We start from the raw sequence: 15,838 nt of genomic DNA, 5'->3' as shown, positions 1-15,838 counted from the left end.
CTTCACTCCACCACGCCGGGAAACGATGCGGCCTGCCGCCGCGGCTTCGCCTGCTGGCCTGCAAGGCGTTCGGATACCTGCGCCTCGATCGCCGCGATGGGATCGGTCCCTGTCGCGACGGCGACTTCCTGCGGCTTTGCCGTAGGATCAGCCGCGGGCGGGAGGATATCGGGGGTGATCGCGAGGAACGGCGGGGCACTCTCCGCAGCGGCAAGCAGCCCCTGGTTGCGCGTGGGATTGCGCCCGCGCATCGCCATCGCGTCCATCGCATCACCGCGACCGGGCAAGACGGCCTCGGTCCTGACGGTCCGCCGTGCGTGGATCATGCCCGTCGCATCGGTGTAGCCCGGAAAGACAACGGCAAGCTCATAGCTCGGGGCACTGGTCGCCGTCATGGGAGCGGACGCGAGAACGGTGCTGTGGACCGGAGCATCGATCCCGTCATCCATCTGGTAGGGACCGGCGGGATTGAGCAGATCGGTGGAGCTCGTTTCCTCGATCCGCGATATCGCGTTGTCGTCGATCACGGTGGAGGGGGCGCACACACCGTCGGGAGCATCGCACCGGAAACTGCCGCTCACATTGGTGCCCAGTGTGGTGCAGGCCGAGAGCGCGCCGCCAAGCGCGGCGATGGTGAGAATGGCTTTGCTGTTCACGATGCACTCCCTTGGATCCAGCTTTCGAGGAATTCGCGGGGGCGGTAGCCGTGAACGACGGCACCATCCTCGCGGACGATTACGGGGGTTCCATTGAAGCCATGCTGGCGCGCGAAAGCTTCGTTGGCATCGAGCCCCGACGTGTCGCATTCCGATCCGGTGGTGATCGACCCGCCATCATACGCCTGATTCACGGCCCGGCGCTTGTCGGGAGAGCAGATCACGGCTTCGGAAATCGGGCGTGTGCCGAGCACCGAGATTGGGCGCTCGACGACCTTCACGTTGAGCGTCTCGAGGGTCTCATGAAGCCGCTTGCAATAGCCACAGCGGAAGTCGCTGAAGACGGTGACCGTCTTTGTCCCCCGGCCCATCACGACCGCGCCGTTCTGCGGCAACGCAGCCAGCGCGCGAGGGTCGATCTGATCGTCGATCGAGCCGCCCGTGGCATCGCCTGCGGCGGGCGCTTGCATGTCGGCGCTGGCCGTTGCCGATTCTCCGCCGCCTCCCCCAATCAGCATGTCGGGGTTCATCTCGAGCAGCCGCGCCGCCGTCAGATCCTGCTTGGTCTCCATGTCGTAGACGCGGCCGATAATGAGATAGCGAGCGCCGTGATCGATGTAGAAGAGGTTCTGCCGAGCCTGCACCTCGCATACGCCCTCGATCTTCTCGCAGTCGATCGCGGTGATCTCGGTCTTGGGCAGGCGTTCGGCGAGAGCCTGTTGCACCGCAGCGTCCGAGGAACTCTGCGCGAGAGCCTGGGCTCCAAGGGCAAGAACGCCTCCCGCGCCAAGGATCCCGACTGCTTGAACAGTCCGGACGAGACCGGCTTTATGATCGCCGTGCATGAGCCGCTTGAGGGTCAAATTCTTCAGCATGATTGCCTCTCAGTTCCTGATGAAGGTGCCGTCGAGGAACACGACCTCGACACTTGCGCCGGTGGGCATCTCGACGACGGGCTGATATTGCTCCGCGCGCTCGATGAGATATTCGGAGAGGGTCGTGCCGGCCTGTTCGGCACCGCCGCCAAGAGCGCGCAGTCCGACCTCACTTGCATCCGGGTCTTCGCGACCCCCCGAGATGATGGGCGCGTTGAACGAGCCGTTGAGGGCGGTGCCGGCGCTGCTGACGAGACCAGCGAGGAAGGCCTGAGTCGTCAGAGACCCTTCGCGGCTGACCACCCGGCCGCGAACGCCGACCTTGCCGCCGAAGGCGATGAAGCCCTTCACCTCCGACACCGCGAAGCGGCCGCCAGGCTGCGCGCAGGTCATGCGCTGGAGCTTCACGTAGACCTTCTCCGAGGAAAGGTCGCCGTAAGCCGCGCCGTTCACCATGCAGCCCTGTACGCGAGTGGCGAGAAGGCGGCCCTCGCTGTAGACCGAGCGCGCTGGTCCGGTGATGCGGAGAAGCACCGGGAGCGGATCGCTCTGGCTGCGTGTGTTGGTGGTGGCGTCGACCCCCACGACCACCGTCGCCTTCGCGATCGAGTTGGGCGGCAAGTAGTTCGGAGAGTCTGTGTAGATGGCGGGCGACTTGGAAGCGTCGATCCGCGAACCCGTGCCACCATTCGCCGTGAAAGAAACCATCTGCACATCGTTGGCGCGCCGCGGCGGCTGCGGCGGCGCCGCGACAGGCGATGAGGAGGGGGCGACCCCCAAAGCCTGTGCAGCGGCGACCGGACCCGGAGCACTCGGGCGGGCGTTCCCGCGGCTCGCCTGCTGGCGTAGCTGCTCGTTCTCGCGCTCATATGCTTCCAGAACACGCTGGCCATCGCGAGCCATCGCGGCGTTCTCGTTGCGCAGACTCTCGACCTGCGACTGAAGCTCCATCATCTGGCCGGCCTGCGCCTCGACGCCCTTCAGCCGCTGCCCCTGGGAGTTGATCTCGCCCTCGTACATGGCGACCCATTCCTGGTCGACACGCTGGCGGTTCATGAGGGCGTCGGTCGAGACCGTGGTCTCGGTACCGTCGTCCATCGCCTGTTCGATGGTATCGTCGGTATCGAGGACGTACATCGAACCCGCGATCGCGATGACGCCCACCAGCCCGTACATCAGCATCTTCTGACGCTTCTGGGTCTGGTCGTTCTCCGCGATCGAACCCCTCTCGTCGAGCTCATCGTGCTCGTCATATCCGGCGGCATCCAGATCCTTGGGTTTGCGCTTCAGGAGATCCATCTCAGTTACCTTCCTGTGGGAACGACGACATAGACGGCAGTCGCCTGTCCACTCGCGAGGTCGCGGTTTGAAATGCTAACGGCGATCGCACCGTCGCCGGCGATGAGCTCTTCCTGCAGCGTCATGGGAGCGGCTCCGGTGTTCTCGATCCGAAGAACCTTGCCCGTCATGGTCGGGCTGCGATATTCGCTGACCAGCTGGACCTTGATGTCGCCGACGTTCACCGGCGCGCGAGCGGCGTCGCTGATCTCGAAGCCCGTCACGGGACGCTGTTCGAACATCGCCCGAACGAGGCCCACCGCACGATCGTCGAGCGAAGCAGCTTGCAGCGTTTCGGCCTGCGGCTGCGGATGCTCGATATCCGCGTTGGCCACGAAGACCTGCAACGCGCCGTCACCCGACACCTGACAGTCGAACTTGTAGACGTATCCCTTCTGCGTCGTGCCGAAGAAGGAAATGTTCGGCTTGGTGTAGCCTCCCGGCACCGACAGATAGATGTCGCCGCGCGTGGGTTCGTGGACAATCGAGAAGTCCTCGGCCTCGATACCGCTCTGGACGCGCGACACGGCGACGAACTGATCGTCCTTGAGCGCGATCCGGGTAAGGTCTGATTTCGACGCCTGACAACGTACCTCGCCGTTGTCGACGGCGAGAATGTGTTCCTGCGCGAGTGCGGGCGCAGCCGAGATGACGAACGCGCCTGCGATGAGCGCCGCGCCGCTCAAGCGCGTAAGGTAGCAGTCGAGACGCGAGGCCAACAGCCCGCCGGAGACGATCATGAGCGAGGAAATGACCGGGTTCATTCTTCCTCTCCTTCTTTCACGACGACGCCGAAGCCCTTCAGACGGAGCGAGACGCCGGTATATTTCCAGTGGAACTCGAAGACCTTGTGTTCGCGGCGGACGTCGCGCGAACCGACGATCGTATGGAGCACGCCGCCGACCTGGCTCGTGAGTTCGTCGGGGTCGGTCCTGATCCAGTCGATGGTGACGAACTGCGTGACCTGAGAGCCTTCCTGCTCGGCCATGATCTCCATCAGCTTGGCTTTAAGCGCGCCGCGCGACTCCGGCGCGGCGATGGCGACGATCCCGTCGAGCCAGTACTGGAGGGTTTCAGGCGAGCGATTGAGCGCAAGCTGCGCGATGTCGCGTGTTACCGCCTCGAGATACTCGGGCGTGACCGACGAGGAGCTAAGCGTCATTTCGCTCGGGAGGATCGGCTGCAGGACGACCTCCCGATCGCGCGTCGAGGCGGCCGTGAACATCACAACCACAAGGATGCCGAGAACGATGCAGATGAGCGCGAGGAGATTGCGCTGTTTCAGCGTCCGTTGCGACGCCTCGTGAGCAAGAGAAAGTTCCATTTCAGCCCGCCATCACACGAAGATGAGAAGGCGGAGCGACCTTCAGACCAAAGAACCCACCCGGCAGATGCCAATAGGCAAAATGCACAACCCAATACATCGAACGCCCGGCTTTTATTTTGCGATAGAAAAACCATGCAGCGACACTGAAGAGAAGTCCGATAACGATGTGCTGCGCAAGAATTCCCCATCCGAATGGAATCAACATTATGAGGAATTCATCAAGCGTCCAGAACCCGATCAACTCGGGATCGTCGAGGTGTCTTGGGATTGAATACTGGTCCAAAGGTCGTCACCGCCAATTTGGGGGCGGCTGCGTCTCGCGAGGCAATCAGCAGGCCGCATCCCGTGGTGAGAGTCCGATCGAAAAATCAGACCGTGCCGGTAATCGTCGAGGTGACGATCGGCACGCCCGTGCCGGCACCGACCCCCACACCAACCGGGATCGCGACCTGGCCAAGCGAAAAGCGACCGGAGGCAAGCGCCACGATGCCGCCGGCAAGCGACAGCACGGTGATGATCTTACCGCCCGAGCCTTCGAGGAAGTTGGTGAACTGCGTCAGCGCGGTATCGAACGTGGAGTCGGTACCGGCCATCGCGGCATCGATTCCGAATACGCTCATCCCGGCCGCTGCAGCCAAAGCGACGGCAAGGTTCGCGCCGCCCTTCTTGAGGTCGAGTGCTTTCATTGTCTTTCCCTTCTGGTTTGACGAATGGCGCAATGCGCCAAGACCAGAAGGGGAGATCGGGAACCATTTCTCAACTATTGCGTGGGTATCTTTAGCTTTACCCGACTTCGAATCACCGTTTGTATGGCCGCTCGGCATCGAAATTCGTCCCTACCGGGTGCAAAAACGAAGCCACTTGGCTACGCCAGTGTGCCTACCTGGCAAGAAATCGGGCCCACGATGGACCGAATACAGAGCCAGCTGGCCTGTATGCAGAGCCACCTCCCCCATCTAAACACAAAATCTGATTCTCTGACCTTTCGAGCCGCTGACAGGGCGCGCCCGCACAAAGATTTGAGGGGGCGAGGAGCTTCTATGTCAGACGACAGCGAGGTTGTGCATGAGTTGCTGATGGGCGAGCAGCCCTTCGCGATAATCGCGGACGCGATCCGAATCCTCACGGTTGAAAGGTTGAAGTTTCAGCGCCTGAAAGACGTGATTATTGAGGTCATCAACTCCCGCCCGAAACCTACCAAGGAACAGCTCAAGCTTTTCGCGGGACAGCTCCCGCTGGACGGCCGAGTGCGGATCTATCTTCGCCTTTCGCGCCCACTCAATGCCAGATTGGACGAGATAAAGACTGATTTGAGTGAGCGTCTCGGCGGCCATTGCGGTGTCCGGGAGGCGGTTGTTTTTTGCGCGCTCGTAATTTCTCAACGATAAAGTTTGACTTGCCAAACATCGCTACCCTCTTCCAAGGTATGCGTATGCATAGGGCGGGGCATCGGAGGAACTATGTCCGAGGGGTCACAGCGAGCTGAGATTAAAAGTTGCACTCAGCTTCAGGAGGAATATTCGGTCCTCATCAGAGATCAGATGCAGAAGCGCGGCGTGAGCGTGCGGAAGCTGGTCAACGAAGGGGTCATCCGGCGTAGCCATCGCAACCGCTTCTTCGAACGCATTGCCGAAGGATCGCTCCCGATCGCTGAGTTCCATGCCGTGTCTGCACGACTCGAAATCGATCCGATCCGCGCTGCGATCACAGTTCAGTGTTTCTCGGACCCAGCTTCCTATGAAGATCCGTGCTGCGAGACCTCGGCTCTCGTTGCGATCGCTATGGCCACCCATCTGCCAAGCGAGCTCGCTGCCTGCGAAGGCACCTTCGAGACCATTCGCGACGAACTCTGCAACGGAATTGCAAAAAACACGTCTTCCGCAATCGCAAAATACCACCGCAAGCTCGAAGACCGACGCAACGGTGGAGACTTCGATTTCGCCTACGGTTGAGCGTTGCTCGGACTACCTGGGTGGTCTCTGCTGGCCATCCGGCGCCCCACATGTCGCAACATAGCGCTCTCATTGCCGAACAGGGATCTGGCGCAGAATGAAATACGGAAAGCAGCGGAGGTCTAAATGAAAGCCCTCGTCGTCAATCAAGCGAAAAGCGGCGATGTCAATTTCAAGCATACGCGGTTCGGACGGAACGAGGCGATGTTCGGTGAGCTGGATCGGACAGCTTCGGGCTCGGTCACCATATGCAAGAGGCACGCTGGTAGCCAGGAATCATGAAGCAAGAAGCTCTCATCGCCTGGACGTCGCTCTACATTGCCGTCGGTATCATGGCGCTGATGTGCGCTGTCCTCGCTGTTCTGGTAACCGCACACGATTGGCGCGCCGGAAGGTGGCGTCCCGCCCTCGCCACCCGTCTCGACAAGACGCTGCTTCTGCCAAAGATCTGGCTTCGCTGGCAGATCAACTATCTCAAAGGCGCACCGGTCATCGTCGCGGTAGCTTTGTATTACGCCTGGAGCGTGGGGTTCTCAGTTTTCTGGGATCTTTGACGGCCGAGCGAAGGAAACCAGCTTTGTCCTCCTGAACGGGTTGGCAGCGAGTAACGGCGGAGACCGCACTTCGGGAGCCGCGCCGCCATCGAGCGTCGACATGATCGTTCGCACATAATTGCGGGTCTCCCGGAAAGGCGGGATCCCGTCGTACTGCTCAATGCGGCCCGGACCGGCGTTATAAGCCGCCAGCGCAAGTTCCCACGAACCAAACCGATCGAGCTGCTCGCGCAGATAGCGCGCGCCGCCAGTTAGATTCTCGCGCACGTCCCACGGGTTGCGGACATTCAGATAGCGCGCGGTCCCCGGCATGAGTTGCGTGAGTCCCATCGCGCCTGCATGACTTCGCGCGTGGGGACGATAGCGGCTCTCTTGCGCAACCAATGCGTCGAAAAGCGTTACGGGAACTCCGGCTTCGCAGGCTGCTGTAAGAATATTATGGAAGTAGAGGCGCCGGCGCGTTTGGGCATCCGCGCTGATGCCCTGACGAGGAAAGTACCCTGTCGTGAGGCAATCCGGATCAGGAAAGTATGCTCTGCGGCGATAGACGCTATAGTCGAATTTCGGGCGCCCTCCCCTCATCCAATCCGGCACGAAGGTCGCTGCCGGAACAAGGTCGAGTGACGGCTCGGCCCCGGGCTCCATAGTCGCGTTGAGGTTCGCGAAGTCGGCCTCGAGTGCCGAAGCTCGTGATGGCAGAGCCTGGGAATCGTTGAAAGGCGAAGCCGCCGATGGAACACCCGGTATGAGCATTACAAACGCGGACGAGCGTTCTGGCGAGAATGTTTGCAATTGCGCTTGCTGCGCGGATGCCGGGACAGACAGGAAGAGGATTGCAACCAGTAGATTTTTCATAACCATACCTTTCGGCATGGTTTTTCTATCGCTTCGCTCTTCTAGATGCGCCCAGACTGATAGGCAATGCTCCGCAATCGATCCGCTCTCATATCACGGGTGAAGCCGCGTATCGAGCGCGAAGCGTTCCTGCTCGACCAGTTCATAGGCACCGGCTGCTTTCACGGGATCGAACATCAAGTTCCAGCTTTTTGACGACACGGCGCTCGGTATCAGCAAGAATGCATGGTTCTCGAGTAGTGCGTTGCCGAACGTCTGCTGTCCTGCACTCGGTATCCCAGGTGACAGCCAGTTGGGATTGGGTACGTCGCCCGGTTGCACGATCTTTACCGTCGAGGGATCCTTAACGCGCAACGCAGTCAATACGTGTGGAACGGTATCAAGCACGCGGAAGGTCTTATGGACCGCAACCTCAAGAATAGCGGTAGACGGATCTATCGCGCAGTAAACCACTCTCTTGCCTGGAGCATTCCACCGGCCTCCGACGCGATAAGCGCCTTCGCCACTAATCCATGTCGCTCTGAAATCGTCGTGGTCGAGACGCCAAGCGTGGATGTCCTCAGACCCCAGCCCTCCCGGCAGCGGCGTCACGCGTATACGCCATATTTCAGTCGTTCAAGGTGGGTTTCGACTAGCTCCGTGCCTGCCGGCGTGCTGAGAAGATCGATCGGCAGACGCTGATTCAGCCCCAAGGCTGGGCGGTTGAAGAATGCCTCCGCGTCCTCTTGATTTCCGAACACCTCGATTGCTTCCTCGAGCAGCTCAGCGAATTTCCACGCCCGTCCGCTTTGTTCAAGGCTCAATCGCTTTGGCGAATCCTCCCTTTTTCGGCGCTGCAGGGTACGAAGACTGATACCCATCGCCTTCTCGAAAGCGCCGGGCTGCTGCAACAAGGCAACGTTCTCGGACAAAAAGATCAGTGCTCCGCCGGGGAAACCCTTTTCGATCACCTCGTGCGCGTCGAGACGATTGCGGAGCGGCCGCTTGAAGGTTGATTTGCCCCCAAGCCGGCGGCCCGCTCGGGTAACGATCGCATCATCCTCTCGTTCAATCACTGTCGCCATATGTCACCTGTCGTTTGTAGAGCGACATATGGCATCGAGAGCGATCTTGTCAATTCACTGTGAGCCCCAAGAGACTGATGCGTGCAGGCGATTTGGCGGGGTTTCAGTCTCGATCAGTGCCTCACACGGCCGGGTGCAGAATAGCTGGCGTCAGGCTTTTCGTTTCATAAAGCTGACTTCCACCGCTGCGTACGGTGTGCTGGGTCAAGCCCATTCTGAATTGTGGATCAGTGACCAGTTGCTTCCCCGGCCAGATTATTGGAGAAAATGCTTTCGTTTCAAAACGGAAGCGCAGCGCAGCGTCGCCTTTAGCGGCGGAACTTTTTGTTTAGAACCGAGATATTCGGACGAGAATTTTCCTCGAATGTTCCGAAATGGGGACCAAATAGCCAACATCAGCAGCCAATGTTCTGGCCTGCTTGGATATGACGGCAAAGGAGCAAGATGTATTGTCCGGCGCAATGGACCGACATGCCAGAATGATTGTTTATCGAATCCGGGGGCGACCGATTATGCGTCCAACTTTCGCACTGCGCCATCGCCATCCGTCACCCCTGTGAACATGAGAATAGGACAGGAACCGTTGCTGGTCCCTGCCCTGCTCATGCGGTCAGAACTCGTCTGACATCGCCCCGTGGACGGTATGCACCACGCGCGCTGCAAGGTGCGCCGGAAGTACATTGTAATCACCCTCATCCAGGGCAAAATATCCAAGGCGCTTGTCCTCGATAATGTGCTGATCGAAGAAGCTGTGCAGCGCCCGACGTTCTGCTATAGCCAGTGCGGCAAAGTAGCGATCCGAAGTCGAAGTGCGTTGAAATTGCGTAGCCATAATTTCCTCCTGATGTCTGCCGTTGACGGCAGGAGCAGGACGGATGGGCGTGCGGCCGGCGGGTCAGGGATCGCTCCGAAGGGCGACCGCGAAGCGGCGGTAGGGGTAACGATTTTGTCGGACCGTAGCGCAGCGAAGGGGAGGCAAAATGGTGGGACCCTGCCGTCCTTGACGCGCCGGTTGGACGCCCATCAGAATAAGACAACCGTGAGCCAGGCCCCTCCTCCGCCAGAGTGGTTGAACAACGCAAGAAGGGGCCCTGTCCGGCTCGGACAGGACCCCTTCGGAAGAGACACTGACGGAAGAGGTCAGTCGATCTCGGGAGCGTCGGTGTTGTCGTTATCGTCGCTCGAGCCGTTGCCGCGGGAGAGAAAATCGACCTTGTCGGCGAGGATCTCGGTGCCGTAGCGGGTGACCCCGTCCTTGTCCTCCCACTGGGTGTAGTGGATGCGGCCCTGCACGCTGACCAGCTGGCCCTTGGAGCAGTACTGGCCGACGGTCTTGGCGAGGCCGTTGAAGCAGGTCACCCGGTGGAACTCGCTTTCCTTGGCGGTGTAGCCGTTCTCGTCCTTGTAGGTCTTGCCGTCCTTGTCGCGTGCGGGACGATCGGTGACGACTGTGATCCCGGTGACATTGGTGCCGCCTTTGGTCTCGCGGGTGTCCGGTTCGCGGGCGATGCGGCCGGTGAGGATTGCAATGTTGGTCATGACGAAAGTTCCTTCAGTTCCTCAAACCGGAGACCATCTCCGGCTTGCGAACTTGCCTAAGAAGCAGGGCATGGGAGGACTGCACCGCAGGAGCGAAGCTCCAAGGGGAACCTGTTCATGACGGGTGGTGCGGGCAGGCGCGCCCCAGCGATTGCAGCAAAAGTGAGAACCGCTTTTGCGTCCGCAATCGCGCCAAAGGGCGTGCCAACACGGCCGGAAAGGAACGGGTTGCCGTCCTCAGCTGACCTGGTTCAGGACTGTTCGCGACAAAAACCGGATGGGTATCGGATGTGGGTCTGAAGGTGACGTGACCGTGCGCTGCAATCAGCCTGCCCTTTCGCCCTCCGATGCCGCCAGGAGATCCATGAAGTTGCGCGCTGCTTCCCGATCTTCCTCGTTCTCGAACGCCACATCGAGATCGGGGGCGGACCCGAACATGTGCAGGAACGACCACAGTGCAAAGCGCTTGCCCCGGTCCAATTCTGGCTCGGCTAGCGTCGACTTTGCGCCCTCATTCCGGCCCCTCAGGGGATCTTCAGATAAATTGGTAAGCGGAAGTTCTGTCAGTTGGGAGACGAGCGTCAAGGGTCGTGTATGAGGCTCTCAAACTAGGATAGTTGATCCTGCATCCAGGCGGTCAACTCACAATCCAACGTCGAGTCCACATAGACGTCGCATTTTGGAACGGTGCCTGCACGAACATCAATCCCGGAGACATAGCCGTAGTCGCCTGTCTGATCAGTCATGCCTTCTAGCTTCCAGATGTCGCCTTCATAATCCTTGTTGCTCGACTTTTTGACTTCGACAATCAGCAGGTTTTCCCGCTTGCCCACCCGATGGACGATTAGGTCGGGGACGATCGCTCCCTCGCGTATCAGCTCGTCTTTGGTGGCGCCATGCGCCAGCCGTTTGACGACATCCTCACGCCGGTTCCATTCAACGCCGACCGACCAGCCGGAAAACTTGCCTTCCAGCAGCACCGCCAGCCGATGGACGATCGCGCGCTCGGCGGGATCGGCGTAGGCCAACTCTTTGTCGGCCAGGAGCGCGCGAACGGCCTCCGCAAAAATTGCGAGCACTTCTTGAGGATTGTCGATCATCTCGGCCATTGTGGATCGTCGCGTTGGATATAAGAAAGGGGAAGAGCTTGCGAGTCGAACAAGCCGAAGTCGAGCATTACGGCGTCCATCTGAAGGACAAGCCGCGGCCGCCCAGTCGCGGCGGCAACAGTCGCGCCTGGCACCAGCACGTTCTGACGATAGATGGGGAGCGCTAATCGTTTCTCCCTGCCTGGTCCGGCAAGTTGTATACAAGGGCGAGACGGTCAGCTTCGACTGGGATTGGGACGAGGGAAAACGCTACCGCAACGTCGACGCATCAAGCGTTGTCGCCTTGAAGGCGAACGGCGAGGAGGTTGTCCGCGGCGACCGCGGATCCAAGCCTGGAGCACCGCGAACAACCGGCTGCCTGCGCGGCGCAGCGAGTGGAAGGATTGAGCGCTGTCCGGCGTCGGGTCCGCACCTGCGCATGCAGCCCCTACCTCTCGGTCTACCGAGCAGCCAATGCTATTCGTTACGCATGAACGAGAGCCCGGAAACGCCCGAATCGACCCCATGCGACGAAACCGGCGAAGTGCCCGAGCGGGCGCTGCGCATTTACGCACGTCTCTGGCAATTCGAGACCTGGCTCCGGCGCATGGTCTATGTCGAACTGCGCGCGCTGCTCGGCAACAATTGGAGCAAGTCGATCCAACCCAACGCCAAGGCTTTTGAGAACGACAAATATCTCAAGCACATGCCGACGCCCGAGATGAATGCGCTAAGCTATGCGCCGCTCTCACAGCTTACCAAGCTGGTCGGCGAGAATTGGCAGTGTTTCGAGCCCTATCTGCCGCCCCAGCCGTTGTGGGACGCCAAGCTGGCGGAGATTGCCCAGATCCGGCACCGGATCGCCCATTTCCGGGTCGGGCATGCCGACGATCACCCGCGGCTTCTCCAATTCCTGCGCGACATCGACAAGGGTTTCTGGACATTTTGCACGAGCTACAACGATGCCGATCCGATCCTTCCGCAATCGGACGATCCGGTGACGCTGCATTTCCTCCCACTCGACCCTTTGCCCTGGAGCGAAATCGAACCTCGCAAATGGGCGCGTATCGGTCATGTCGACAGATCGGCCGTGGTCGGTATGACTGTACAAGTGCTGACGCGCCCCTGGGCGGCACAGACCAATCGGGTCGACGGAACGGTCGGCCACCTCTACGATTTTGCGCTGATAGTGCATGACGATCGCAAGTTCGACTACGGCAGGCTGCTCGAAGCCACGCGCCGGCTCCATCCCAACGTCGTTCATATCTGCCTCGACAGCTTCGAGAACGCTCTGCGAGTGACGATCCCCGCGGTTCTGGGGTCGGCGGAAGTGATTGCGCTTATGGACGAGTTGCTTGAGCGCGCGCGCTCCAATGTCGGCCGCTCGCGCAATCCGGTCGCTTCCAATGCAGAGTGGACCGCCGCGGAATGGCCCGAATATGTGCTGGGGCCGAAGGACGCCTTGACCTTTCTGGCGCCGGACATGCCCTGCAGGTTCTTCAACGTCTGATCCGTTCGATTTCGCCGCACAGGGTTGCACTCTTTGTCGTGGCCGAATGGGCTCGGCTCCGTTGCTGCGGCTTCAGCTGCGATTGACAGCCTCGGCCCAGCGTTCCCCGTAGGCGCCGGGCAACAGCGCCTCGTGGGGCGTCATCGTATAGCGGATGCCTTGCCCGTCGCGGGCGATGTTCGTTGCCTGGAGGCCGGTCCAGAACAGCGCAAGGTTGCGGTCGGCGGTGCACAGCTGCGTATCGTGGTCGGGATAGAAAGCGAGACAGTGCAGCAGAATGTCTAGCGAACGCAGATCGCACAGGGCGTTGTAGGCGTCGGTATCGCCGTAGCCCGCGTGGAATTTGAGCAGCTTCTTGGCCGCGCATTTGCCCGGATTTACCAGCGTGCTGAGCACCGCCAGCACGACGAGCGACGAGCGCGGAACGGCGTTTGCATCGGCGGCGGCGAGTACCTCGCTCCAACGGCGATCGATCTGGGCGCGCGCGACCGGGGCCGCGAGTGTGGGGGCCATACCGCGCAGAAACACTTGCTTGCGGGCGAGGCCAGGTCCTGTGTCCTCGATTAGGCCGAGGAGGCCGGTAAGCGACATCGGGCCGATCATGAGCTCGGCCTTGGGAAGCGCGCTGCCGATCTTGGCGACGGCTTCTTCGAGCTGCGCCTGAGCCGAGGCCGGATCAGGAAGCGTCCGGCTATTGCCCTCCATCGCAAACAGGAGCGGATTGATACGAACCGGCTCGCTCGCGAACAGGTCAAGGAAATCGGGCTCGCGGCCGGTCTTCCTGCCGTTTTCGAACCTGCCGGCAATCTCCGAGACGATATTGCGATCGGGCAGCACGACCGCATGCTCTCGAGTCGCGGCGAGGGCCGACGGCAGCCAACCGCCGCGCACCAGACCGATCGCCTTGGCCGTGAACGGACTCTCGAGCGTCGCGGTAATATGGGCGTATTTGCTCAGGTCGACGCCTTCGACGTCGGTGTCGACGATGCGGCCGTTGAACATTTCCAGAGGGATCGTGACGGCAGCATGCAGCTTTGCCTTCGCGAGCTCGTCATAGCCTCGCGGGAGGATATCGACATCGGTGAAGGCAAATGTGCGGGGTGCTCCGCCGTCCGGATGTTCGGTCTCCTTGAAGACGAACATCTTGCTGCCGGGACGCGGCGGGACGACGAGAGGCGGGGATCGGTCGGTCACGGCGCCCGGTATAGGGACGCTCTGTACTGCGGCGACAGCAAATCCGCACCGGTGCAGGTCGGTGCAGCCGATCGAGGAACGGTGTGCAGTTTCGAGTTGGGCAGGGAACGCAGCTTGCGGGATGACGGTCCGATCGTCATGCTTGGGTCGGCGGGCGCCGGCCGCGCCGCCGATCCTGATGGGCAGCCTGCTGGAAATAGGCGTATTCGGCGGTCTCTTCGAAGCGGATTATCGGCGCGCGAAGCTCGGAGGCGGCGTTGACGACGAACGGCGCCAGCATTGGATCGATGGGTCGTTGGTCGACCTTGATCCAGACGAGAAATCCGCCGAGCCCTAAAGTGAAGGCGTTCAGTGCGCCGGACCGAATGCGAAGCGGCATGAAGACGAACTTACGCGCGTCGTGTTTGTCCGAAGCGTAGCGATACAAGACCAGTTCGAGCTCAGGGCACGAAGCGAGCGGTGCGCCGCCGAACAGGATTGCGCCGGCCCGGTCTTGATACGGTCCAAGAGCAATTTCCTCGAACGGTTCGCGATCGCTGAGGGAGGCACGCCACAAGATCGCGAGCATGGCGCGTGCAAACAGGCTGCCATCGAACGGCGCACGCCGATATATCTCGCCCGTTGCCGCGTCGCGCGTCATTGGCAGCGACTTGCAAAATCGAACGGCGTACTCGTCGTAGCGGCCGAGGAGCCCATCGCAGCGCCGGCATAGTATTCCGTCGTCGAACGCGCCGTGCGGCTGCTTTGCCGGCTTCGATCCCGTCGACCGGATGGCGCGATTGTGCCCGCCGGGCTTGCTCAATGTGCGGGCGAATCCCGCCGGCACGATATGGGCACGGCACAGTTTCGCCTCCTCGCATCCCGGCGCGCGACAGACCCTTGCCATCTCAAGCGACCAAACGGTCGACGGGAGCGAATATCTCGCCGGTCTCCGCAGCGTGGCGGACCTTCAGTGCAATCAGCCGATCGATTGCAATTCCGCGCGTCAGGCTCTCGTAGAGGTCGCGGCCGTCCATCGCGACAAGACGGCGACCTTTGCCGAACGCCTGCAGCCCCTCGTTGGTAAAGCCGCCGAAGCTGATGAAGAGGCCGCGCGTCCACGACGCCTTTTGTTCAAGCTTCGCATGAAAGGCTCCCAATTCGGCAACGCCGACTTTTCGGTTCAGCCACTTTGCTTCGATAAGATAGGTCTCGCCGGCCAGTTCGAAGCTGCCGTCGATCTGCTCGCCGACAAGCCGGAACGGGTCGCGCGCGCTCATGCGAAAGGCGTCGAACAGGTCTTTGAGAAACCGTTCGAAATCATAGCCGCGCTGCTGCGGCGGTAAGTCCCGGATGCCCAGGAGACGGGTGCGAAGGCGATCGTATTCGATCGTCTCGATCGCAGGGGCCGCGACGACGTTGACGGGAGCCATCGGACCGTCGCCTTCCAATCGTGCGATCATCGCGGCGAATTGGCCGGCGGCGCGAGGGAAGGAGTCTGATTCTTCGGTCCCGCGTAGTGCCTCGCGGTGCTCCCACAGGACCCGAAGGGCCCGCGCTGCGGTGCCATTGTCGACCTTGCGAAGAAAACAGCCCAACCGCTTTGCTTTAGAGCCCCCGTCGGTCGCGTATACGGGCGCGTCGATGTCGATATCCAACTCGCGGACGAAAAAGTCACTGAACGTGCGATTGGAGAAATCGAGCACATAGCCTTTCTCACCGCCGCGCAGGATTTCGTCGATAAGGCTTAAGTCAACTGAACGCAGGCTACTCATGCATCAAATATTCCCATCGATGAGGAAGCCTTGTTAATAAGGCTGGTGTGGGAGCGCGACCCTTTATGCTGCTGCGTTCCTGAACAACGTGTCGATGCGCCGTATCTTGGCTCTGATGTACGGCTTGTAAGA

Annotated in this window: 21 protein-coding genes; 4 read left to right on the top strand and 17 right to left on the bottom strand. The window is 60.8% G+C overall.

Translation table 11 applies throughout. The features are described from left to right. Positions 1-2: 2 nt before the first annotated feature. The 7 genes from CP97_RS15080 to CP97_RS15050 form a co-directional block, all read right to left on the bottom strand. Entirely contained in the window at positions 3-656 is a 654-nt protein-coding gene (locus CP97_RS15080; protein ID WP_063612618.1) for a hypothetical protein, read from the bottom strand. Next, positions 653-1,531 (bottom strand): DsbC family protein, encoded by an 879-nt coding sequence (locus CP97_RS15075; RefSeq protein ID WP_227819756.1) that lies wholly within the window; start codon positions 1,529-1,531, stop codon positions 653-655. The genes CP97_RS15080 and CP97_RS15075 overlap by 4 nt, the downstream gene beginning before the upstream one ends. Positions 1,532-1,540: 9 nt before the next feature. Continuing rightward, complete coding sequence (locus CP97_RS15070; RefSeq protein ID WP_082863935.1) at positions 1,541-2,830, bottom strand: TrbI/VirB10 family protein; 1,290 nt, start codon at positions 2,828-2,830, stop codon at positions 1,541-1,543. Between the two features lie 5 nt (positions 2,831-2,835). Continuing rightward, complete coding sequence (locus tag CP97_RS15065) at positions 2,836-3,633, bottom strand: type-F conjugative transfer system secretin TraK (RefSeq protein WP_063612617.1); 798 nt, start codon at positions 3,631-3,633, stop codon at positions 2,836-2,838. Then, positions 3,630-4,193, bottom strand: a complete 564-nt coding sequence (locus tag CP97_RS15060) for a type IV conjugative transfer system protein TraE (protein WP_063612616.1) — start codon at positions 4,191-4,193, stop codon at positions 3,630-3,632. The genes CP97_RS15065 and CP97_RS15060 overlap by 4 nt, the downstream gene beginning before the upstream one ends. Position 4,194: 1 nt before the next feature. Continuing rightward, positions 4,195-4,479: a type IV conjugative transfer system protein TraL gene (traL, locus tag CP97_RS15055; protein ID WP_063612615.1), complete on the bottom strand. Its 285-nt coding sequence runs from the start codon at positions 4,477-4,479 to the stop codon at positions 4,195-4,197. 85 nt (positions 4,480-4,564) lie between these two features. Beyond that, entirely contained in the window at positions 4,565-4,882 is a 318-nt protein-coding gene (locus CP97_RS15050; protein ID WP_063612614.1) for a hypothetical protein, read from the bottom strand. Between the two features lie 354 nt (positions 4,883-5,236). On the opposite strand from CP97_RS15050, the gene CP97_RS15045 reads away from it, so the two are divergent. The 3 genes from CP97_RS15045 (at position 5,237) to CP97_RS15035 (ending at position 6,702) form a co-directional block, all read left to right on the top strand. Further along, complete coding sequence (locus tag CP97_RS15045; RefSeq protein WP_119587719.1) at positions 5,237-5,584, top strand: hypothetical protein; 348 nt, start codon at positions 5,237-5,239, stop codon at positions 5,582-5,584. Positions 5,585-5,737: 153 nt separating this feature from the next. Beyond that, on the top strand, positions 5,738-6,148 hold the full coding sequence (locus CP97_RS15040) for a hypothetical protein (protein ID WP_063612612.1): 411 nt from the start codon (positions 5,738-5,740) through the stop codon (positions 6,146-6,148). Positions 6,149-6,426: 278 nt separating this feature from the next. Then, a complete protein-coding gene (locus CP97_RS15035) occupies positions 6,427-6,702 on the top strand; it encodes a hypothetical protein (protein WP_063612611.1) in 276 nt (91 codons plus the stop codon). Here the strand turns inward: CP97_RS15035 and CP97_RS15030 are convergent. The 7 genes from CP97_RS15030 to CP97_RS15000 form a co-directional block, all read right to left on the bottom strand. Continuing rightward, positions 6,682-7,557 (bottom strand): lytic transglycosylase domain-containing protein, encoded by an 876-nt coding sequence (locus tag CP97_RS15030; protein ID WP_161485479.1) that lies wholly within the window; start codon positions 7,555-7,557, stop codon positions 6,682-6,684. The two genes, CP97_RS15035 and CP97_RS15030, sit on opposite strands and share 21 nt — an antisense overlap. A gap of 93 nt (positions 7,558-7,650) precedes the next feature. After that, positions 7,651-8,148: an RES family NAD+ phosphorylase gene (locus CP97_RS15025; protein WP_063612610.1), complete on the bottom strand. Its 498-nt coding sequence runs from the start codon at positions 8,146-8,148 to the stop codon at positions 7,651-7,653. Continuing rightward, on the bottom strand, positions 8,145-8,621 hold the full coding sequence (gene parS, locus CP97_RS15020) for a type II RES/Xre toxin-antitoxin system antitoxin (RefSeq protein ID WP_063612609.1): 477 nt from the start codon (positions 8,619-8,621) through the stop codon (positions 8,145-8,147). Before parS ends, CP97_RS15025 begins: the two co-directional genes overlap by 4 nt. Positions 8,622-9,231: 610 nt before the next feature. Further along, positions 9,232-9,453 carry a hypothetical protein gene (locus CP97_RS15015; RefSeq protein WP_063612608.1) on the bottom strand — a complete coding sequence of 74 codons (222 nt, stop codon included), beginning with the start codon at positions 9,451-9,453 and terminating at the stop codon, positions 9,232-9,234. Between the two features lie 308 nt (positions 9,454-9,761). Continuing rightward, positions 9,762-10,160: a single-stranded DNA-binding protein gene (locus CP97_RS15010; protein WP_063612607.1), complete on the bottom strand. Its 399-nt coding sequence runs from the start codon at positions 10,158-10,160 to the stop codon at positions 9,762-9,764. 324 nt (positions 10,161-10,484) lie between these two features. Next, positions 10,485-10,640: a hypothetical protein gene (locus tag CP97_RS16350; RefSeq protein WP_162493057.1), complete on the bottom strand. Its 156-nt coding sequence runs from the start codon at positions 10,638-10,640 to the stop codon at positions 10,485-10,487. A 128-nt stretch (positions 10,641-10,768) separates the two neighbouring features. Continuing rightward, positions 10,769-11,269 (bottom strand): hypothetical protein, encoded by a 501-nt coding sequence (locus CP97_RS15000; RefSeq protein ID WP_063612605.1) that lies wholly within the window; start codon positions 11,267-11,269, stop codon positions 10,769-10,771. On the opposite strand from CP97_RS15000, the gene CP97_RS14995 reads away from it, so the two are divergent. Next, entirely contained in the window at positions 11,250-12,758 is a 1,509-nt protein-coding gene (locus CP97_RS14995) for a hypothetical protein (protein WP_149036571.1), read from the top strand. The two genes, CP97_RS15000 and CP97_RS14995, sit on opposite strands and share 20 nt — an antisense overlap. Before the next feature lie 72 nt (positions 12,759-12,830). Here the strand turns inward: CP97_RS14995 and CP97_RS14990 are convergent, their stop codons facing one another. From CP97_RS14990 to CP97_RS14980, 3 genes are all read right to left on the bottom strand, one after another. Further along, positions 12,831-13,901, bottom strand: a complete 1,071-nt coding sequence (locus tag CP97_RS14990) for a hypothetical protein (protein ID WP_063612603.1) — start codon at positions 13,899-13,901, stop codon at positions 12,831-12,833. A gap of 187 nt (positions 13,902-14,088) precedes the next feature. Continuing rightward, positions 14,089-14,754 carry a hypothetical protein gene (locus tag CP97_RS14985; RefSeq protein ID WP_149036570.1) on the bottom strand — a complete coding sequence of 222 codons (666 nt, stop codon included), beginning with the start codon at positions 14,752-14,754 and terminating at the stop codon, positions 14,089-14,091. 85 nt (positions 14,755-14,839) lie between these two features. Next, positions 14,840-15,706: a restriction endonuclease gene (locus CP97_RS14980; RefSeq protein ID WP_063612601.1), complete on the bottom strand. Its 867-nt coding sequence runs from the start codon at positions 15,704-15,706 to the stop codon at positions 14,840-14,842. Between the last annotated feature and the right edge of the window lie 132 nt (positions 15,707-15,838).

This window comes from Aurantiacibacter atlanticus (assembly GCF_001077815.2).
GTDB classification, from domain to species: Bacteria; Pseudomonadota; Alphaproteobacteria; order Sphingomonadales; family Sphingomonadaceae; genus Alteraurantiacibacter; species Alteraurantiacibacter atlanticus.
The sequence above is the reverse complement of the archived record's forward strand: the minus strand, read 5'-3'. Positions and strand labels throughout refer to the sequence as shown.

What these genes read in the sequence shown, in the direction of transcription:
- CP97_RS15075 (WP_227819756.1), bottom strand. Translation starts at nt 1,531, where the DNA reads ATGCTGAAGAATTTGACCCTCAAGCGGCTCATGCACGGCGATCATAAA.
- CP97_RS15070 (WP_082863935.1), bottom strand. Translation starts at nt 2,830, where the DNA reads ATGGATCTCCTGAAGCGCAAACCCAAGGATCTGGATGCCGCCGGATAT.
- CP97_RS15065 (WP_063612617.1), bottom strand. Translation starts at nt 3,633, where the DNA reads ATGAACCCGGTCATTTCCTCGCTCATGATCGTCTCCGGCGGGCTGTTG.
- CP97_RS15060 (WP_063612616.1), bottom strand. Translation starts at nt 4,193, where the DNA reads ATGGAACTTTCTCTTGCTCACGAGGCGTCGCAACGGACGCTGAAACAG.
- CP97_RS15050 (WP_063612614.1), bottom strand. Translation starts at nt 4,882, where the DNA reads ATGAAAGCACTCGACCTCAAGAAGGGCGGCGCGAACCTTGCCGTCGCT.
- CP97_RS15045 (WP_119587719.1), top strand. Translation starts at nt 5,237, where the DNA reads ATGTCAGACGACAGCGAGGTTGTGCATGAGTTGCTGATGGGCGAGCAG.
- CP97_RS15040 (WP_063612612.1), top strand. Translation starts at nt 5,738, where the DNA reads ATGCAGAAGCGCGGCGTGAGCGTGCGGAAGCTGGTCAACGAAGGGGTC.
- CP97_RS15035 (WP_063612611.1), top strand. Translation starts at nt 6,427, where the DNA reads ATGAAGCAAGAAGCTCTCATCGCCTGGACGTCGCTCTACATTGCCGTC.
- CP97_RS15030 (WP_161485479.1), bottom strand. Translation starts at nt 7,557, where the DNA reads ATGAAAAATCTACTGGTTGCAATCCTCTTCCTGTCTGTCCCGGCATCC.
- parS (WP_063612609.1), bottom strand. Translation starts at nt 8,621, where the DNA reads ATGGCGACAGTGATTGAACGAGAGGATGATGCGATCGTTACCCGAGCG.
- CP97_RS15015 (WP_063612608.1), bottom strand. Translation starts at nt 9,453, where the DNA reads ATGGCTACGCAATTTCAACGCACTTCGACTTCGGATCGCTACTTTGCC.
- CP97_RS15010 (WP_063612607.1), bottom strand. Translation starts at nt 10,160, where the DNA reads ATGACCAACATTGCAATCCTCACCGGCCGCATCGCCCGCGAACCGGAC.
- CP97_RS15000 (WP_063612605.1), bottom strand. Translation starts at nt 11,269, where the DNA reads ATGGCCGAGATGATCGACAATCCTCAAGAAGTGCTCGCAATTTTTGCG.
- CP97_RS14990 (WP_063612603.1), bottom strand. Translation starts at nt 13,901, where the DNA reads ATGTTCGTCTTCAAGGAGACCGAACATCCGGACGGCGGAGCACCCCGC.
- CP97_RS14980 (WP_063612601.1), bottom strand. Translation starts at nt 15,706, where the DNA reads ATGAGTAGCCTGCGTTCAGTTGACTTAAGCCTTATCGACGAAATCCTG.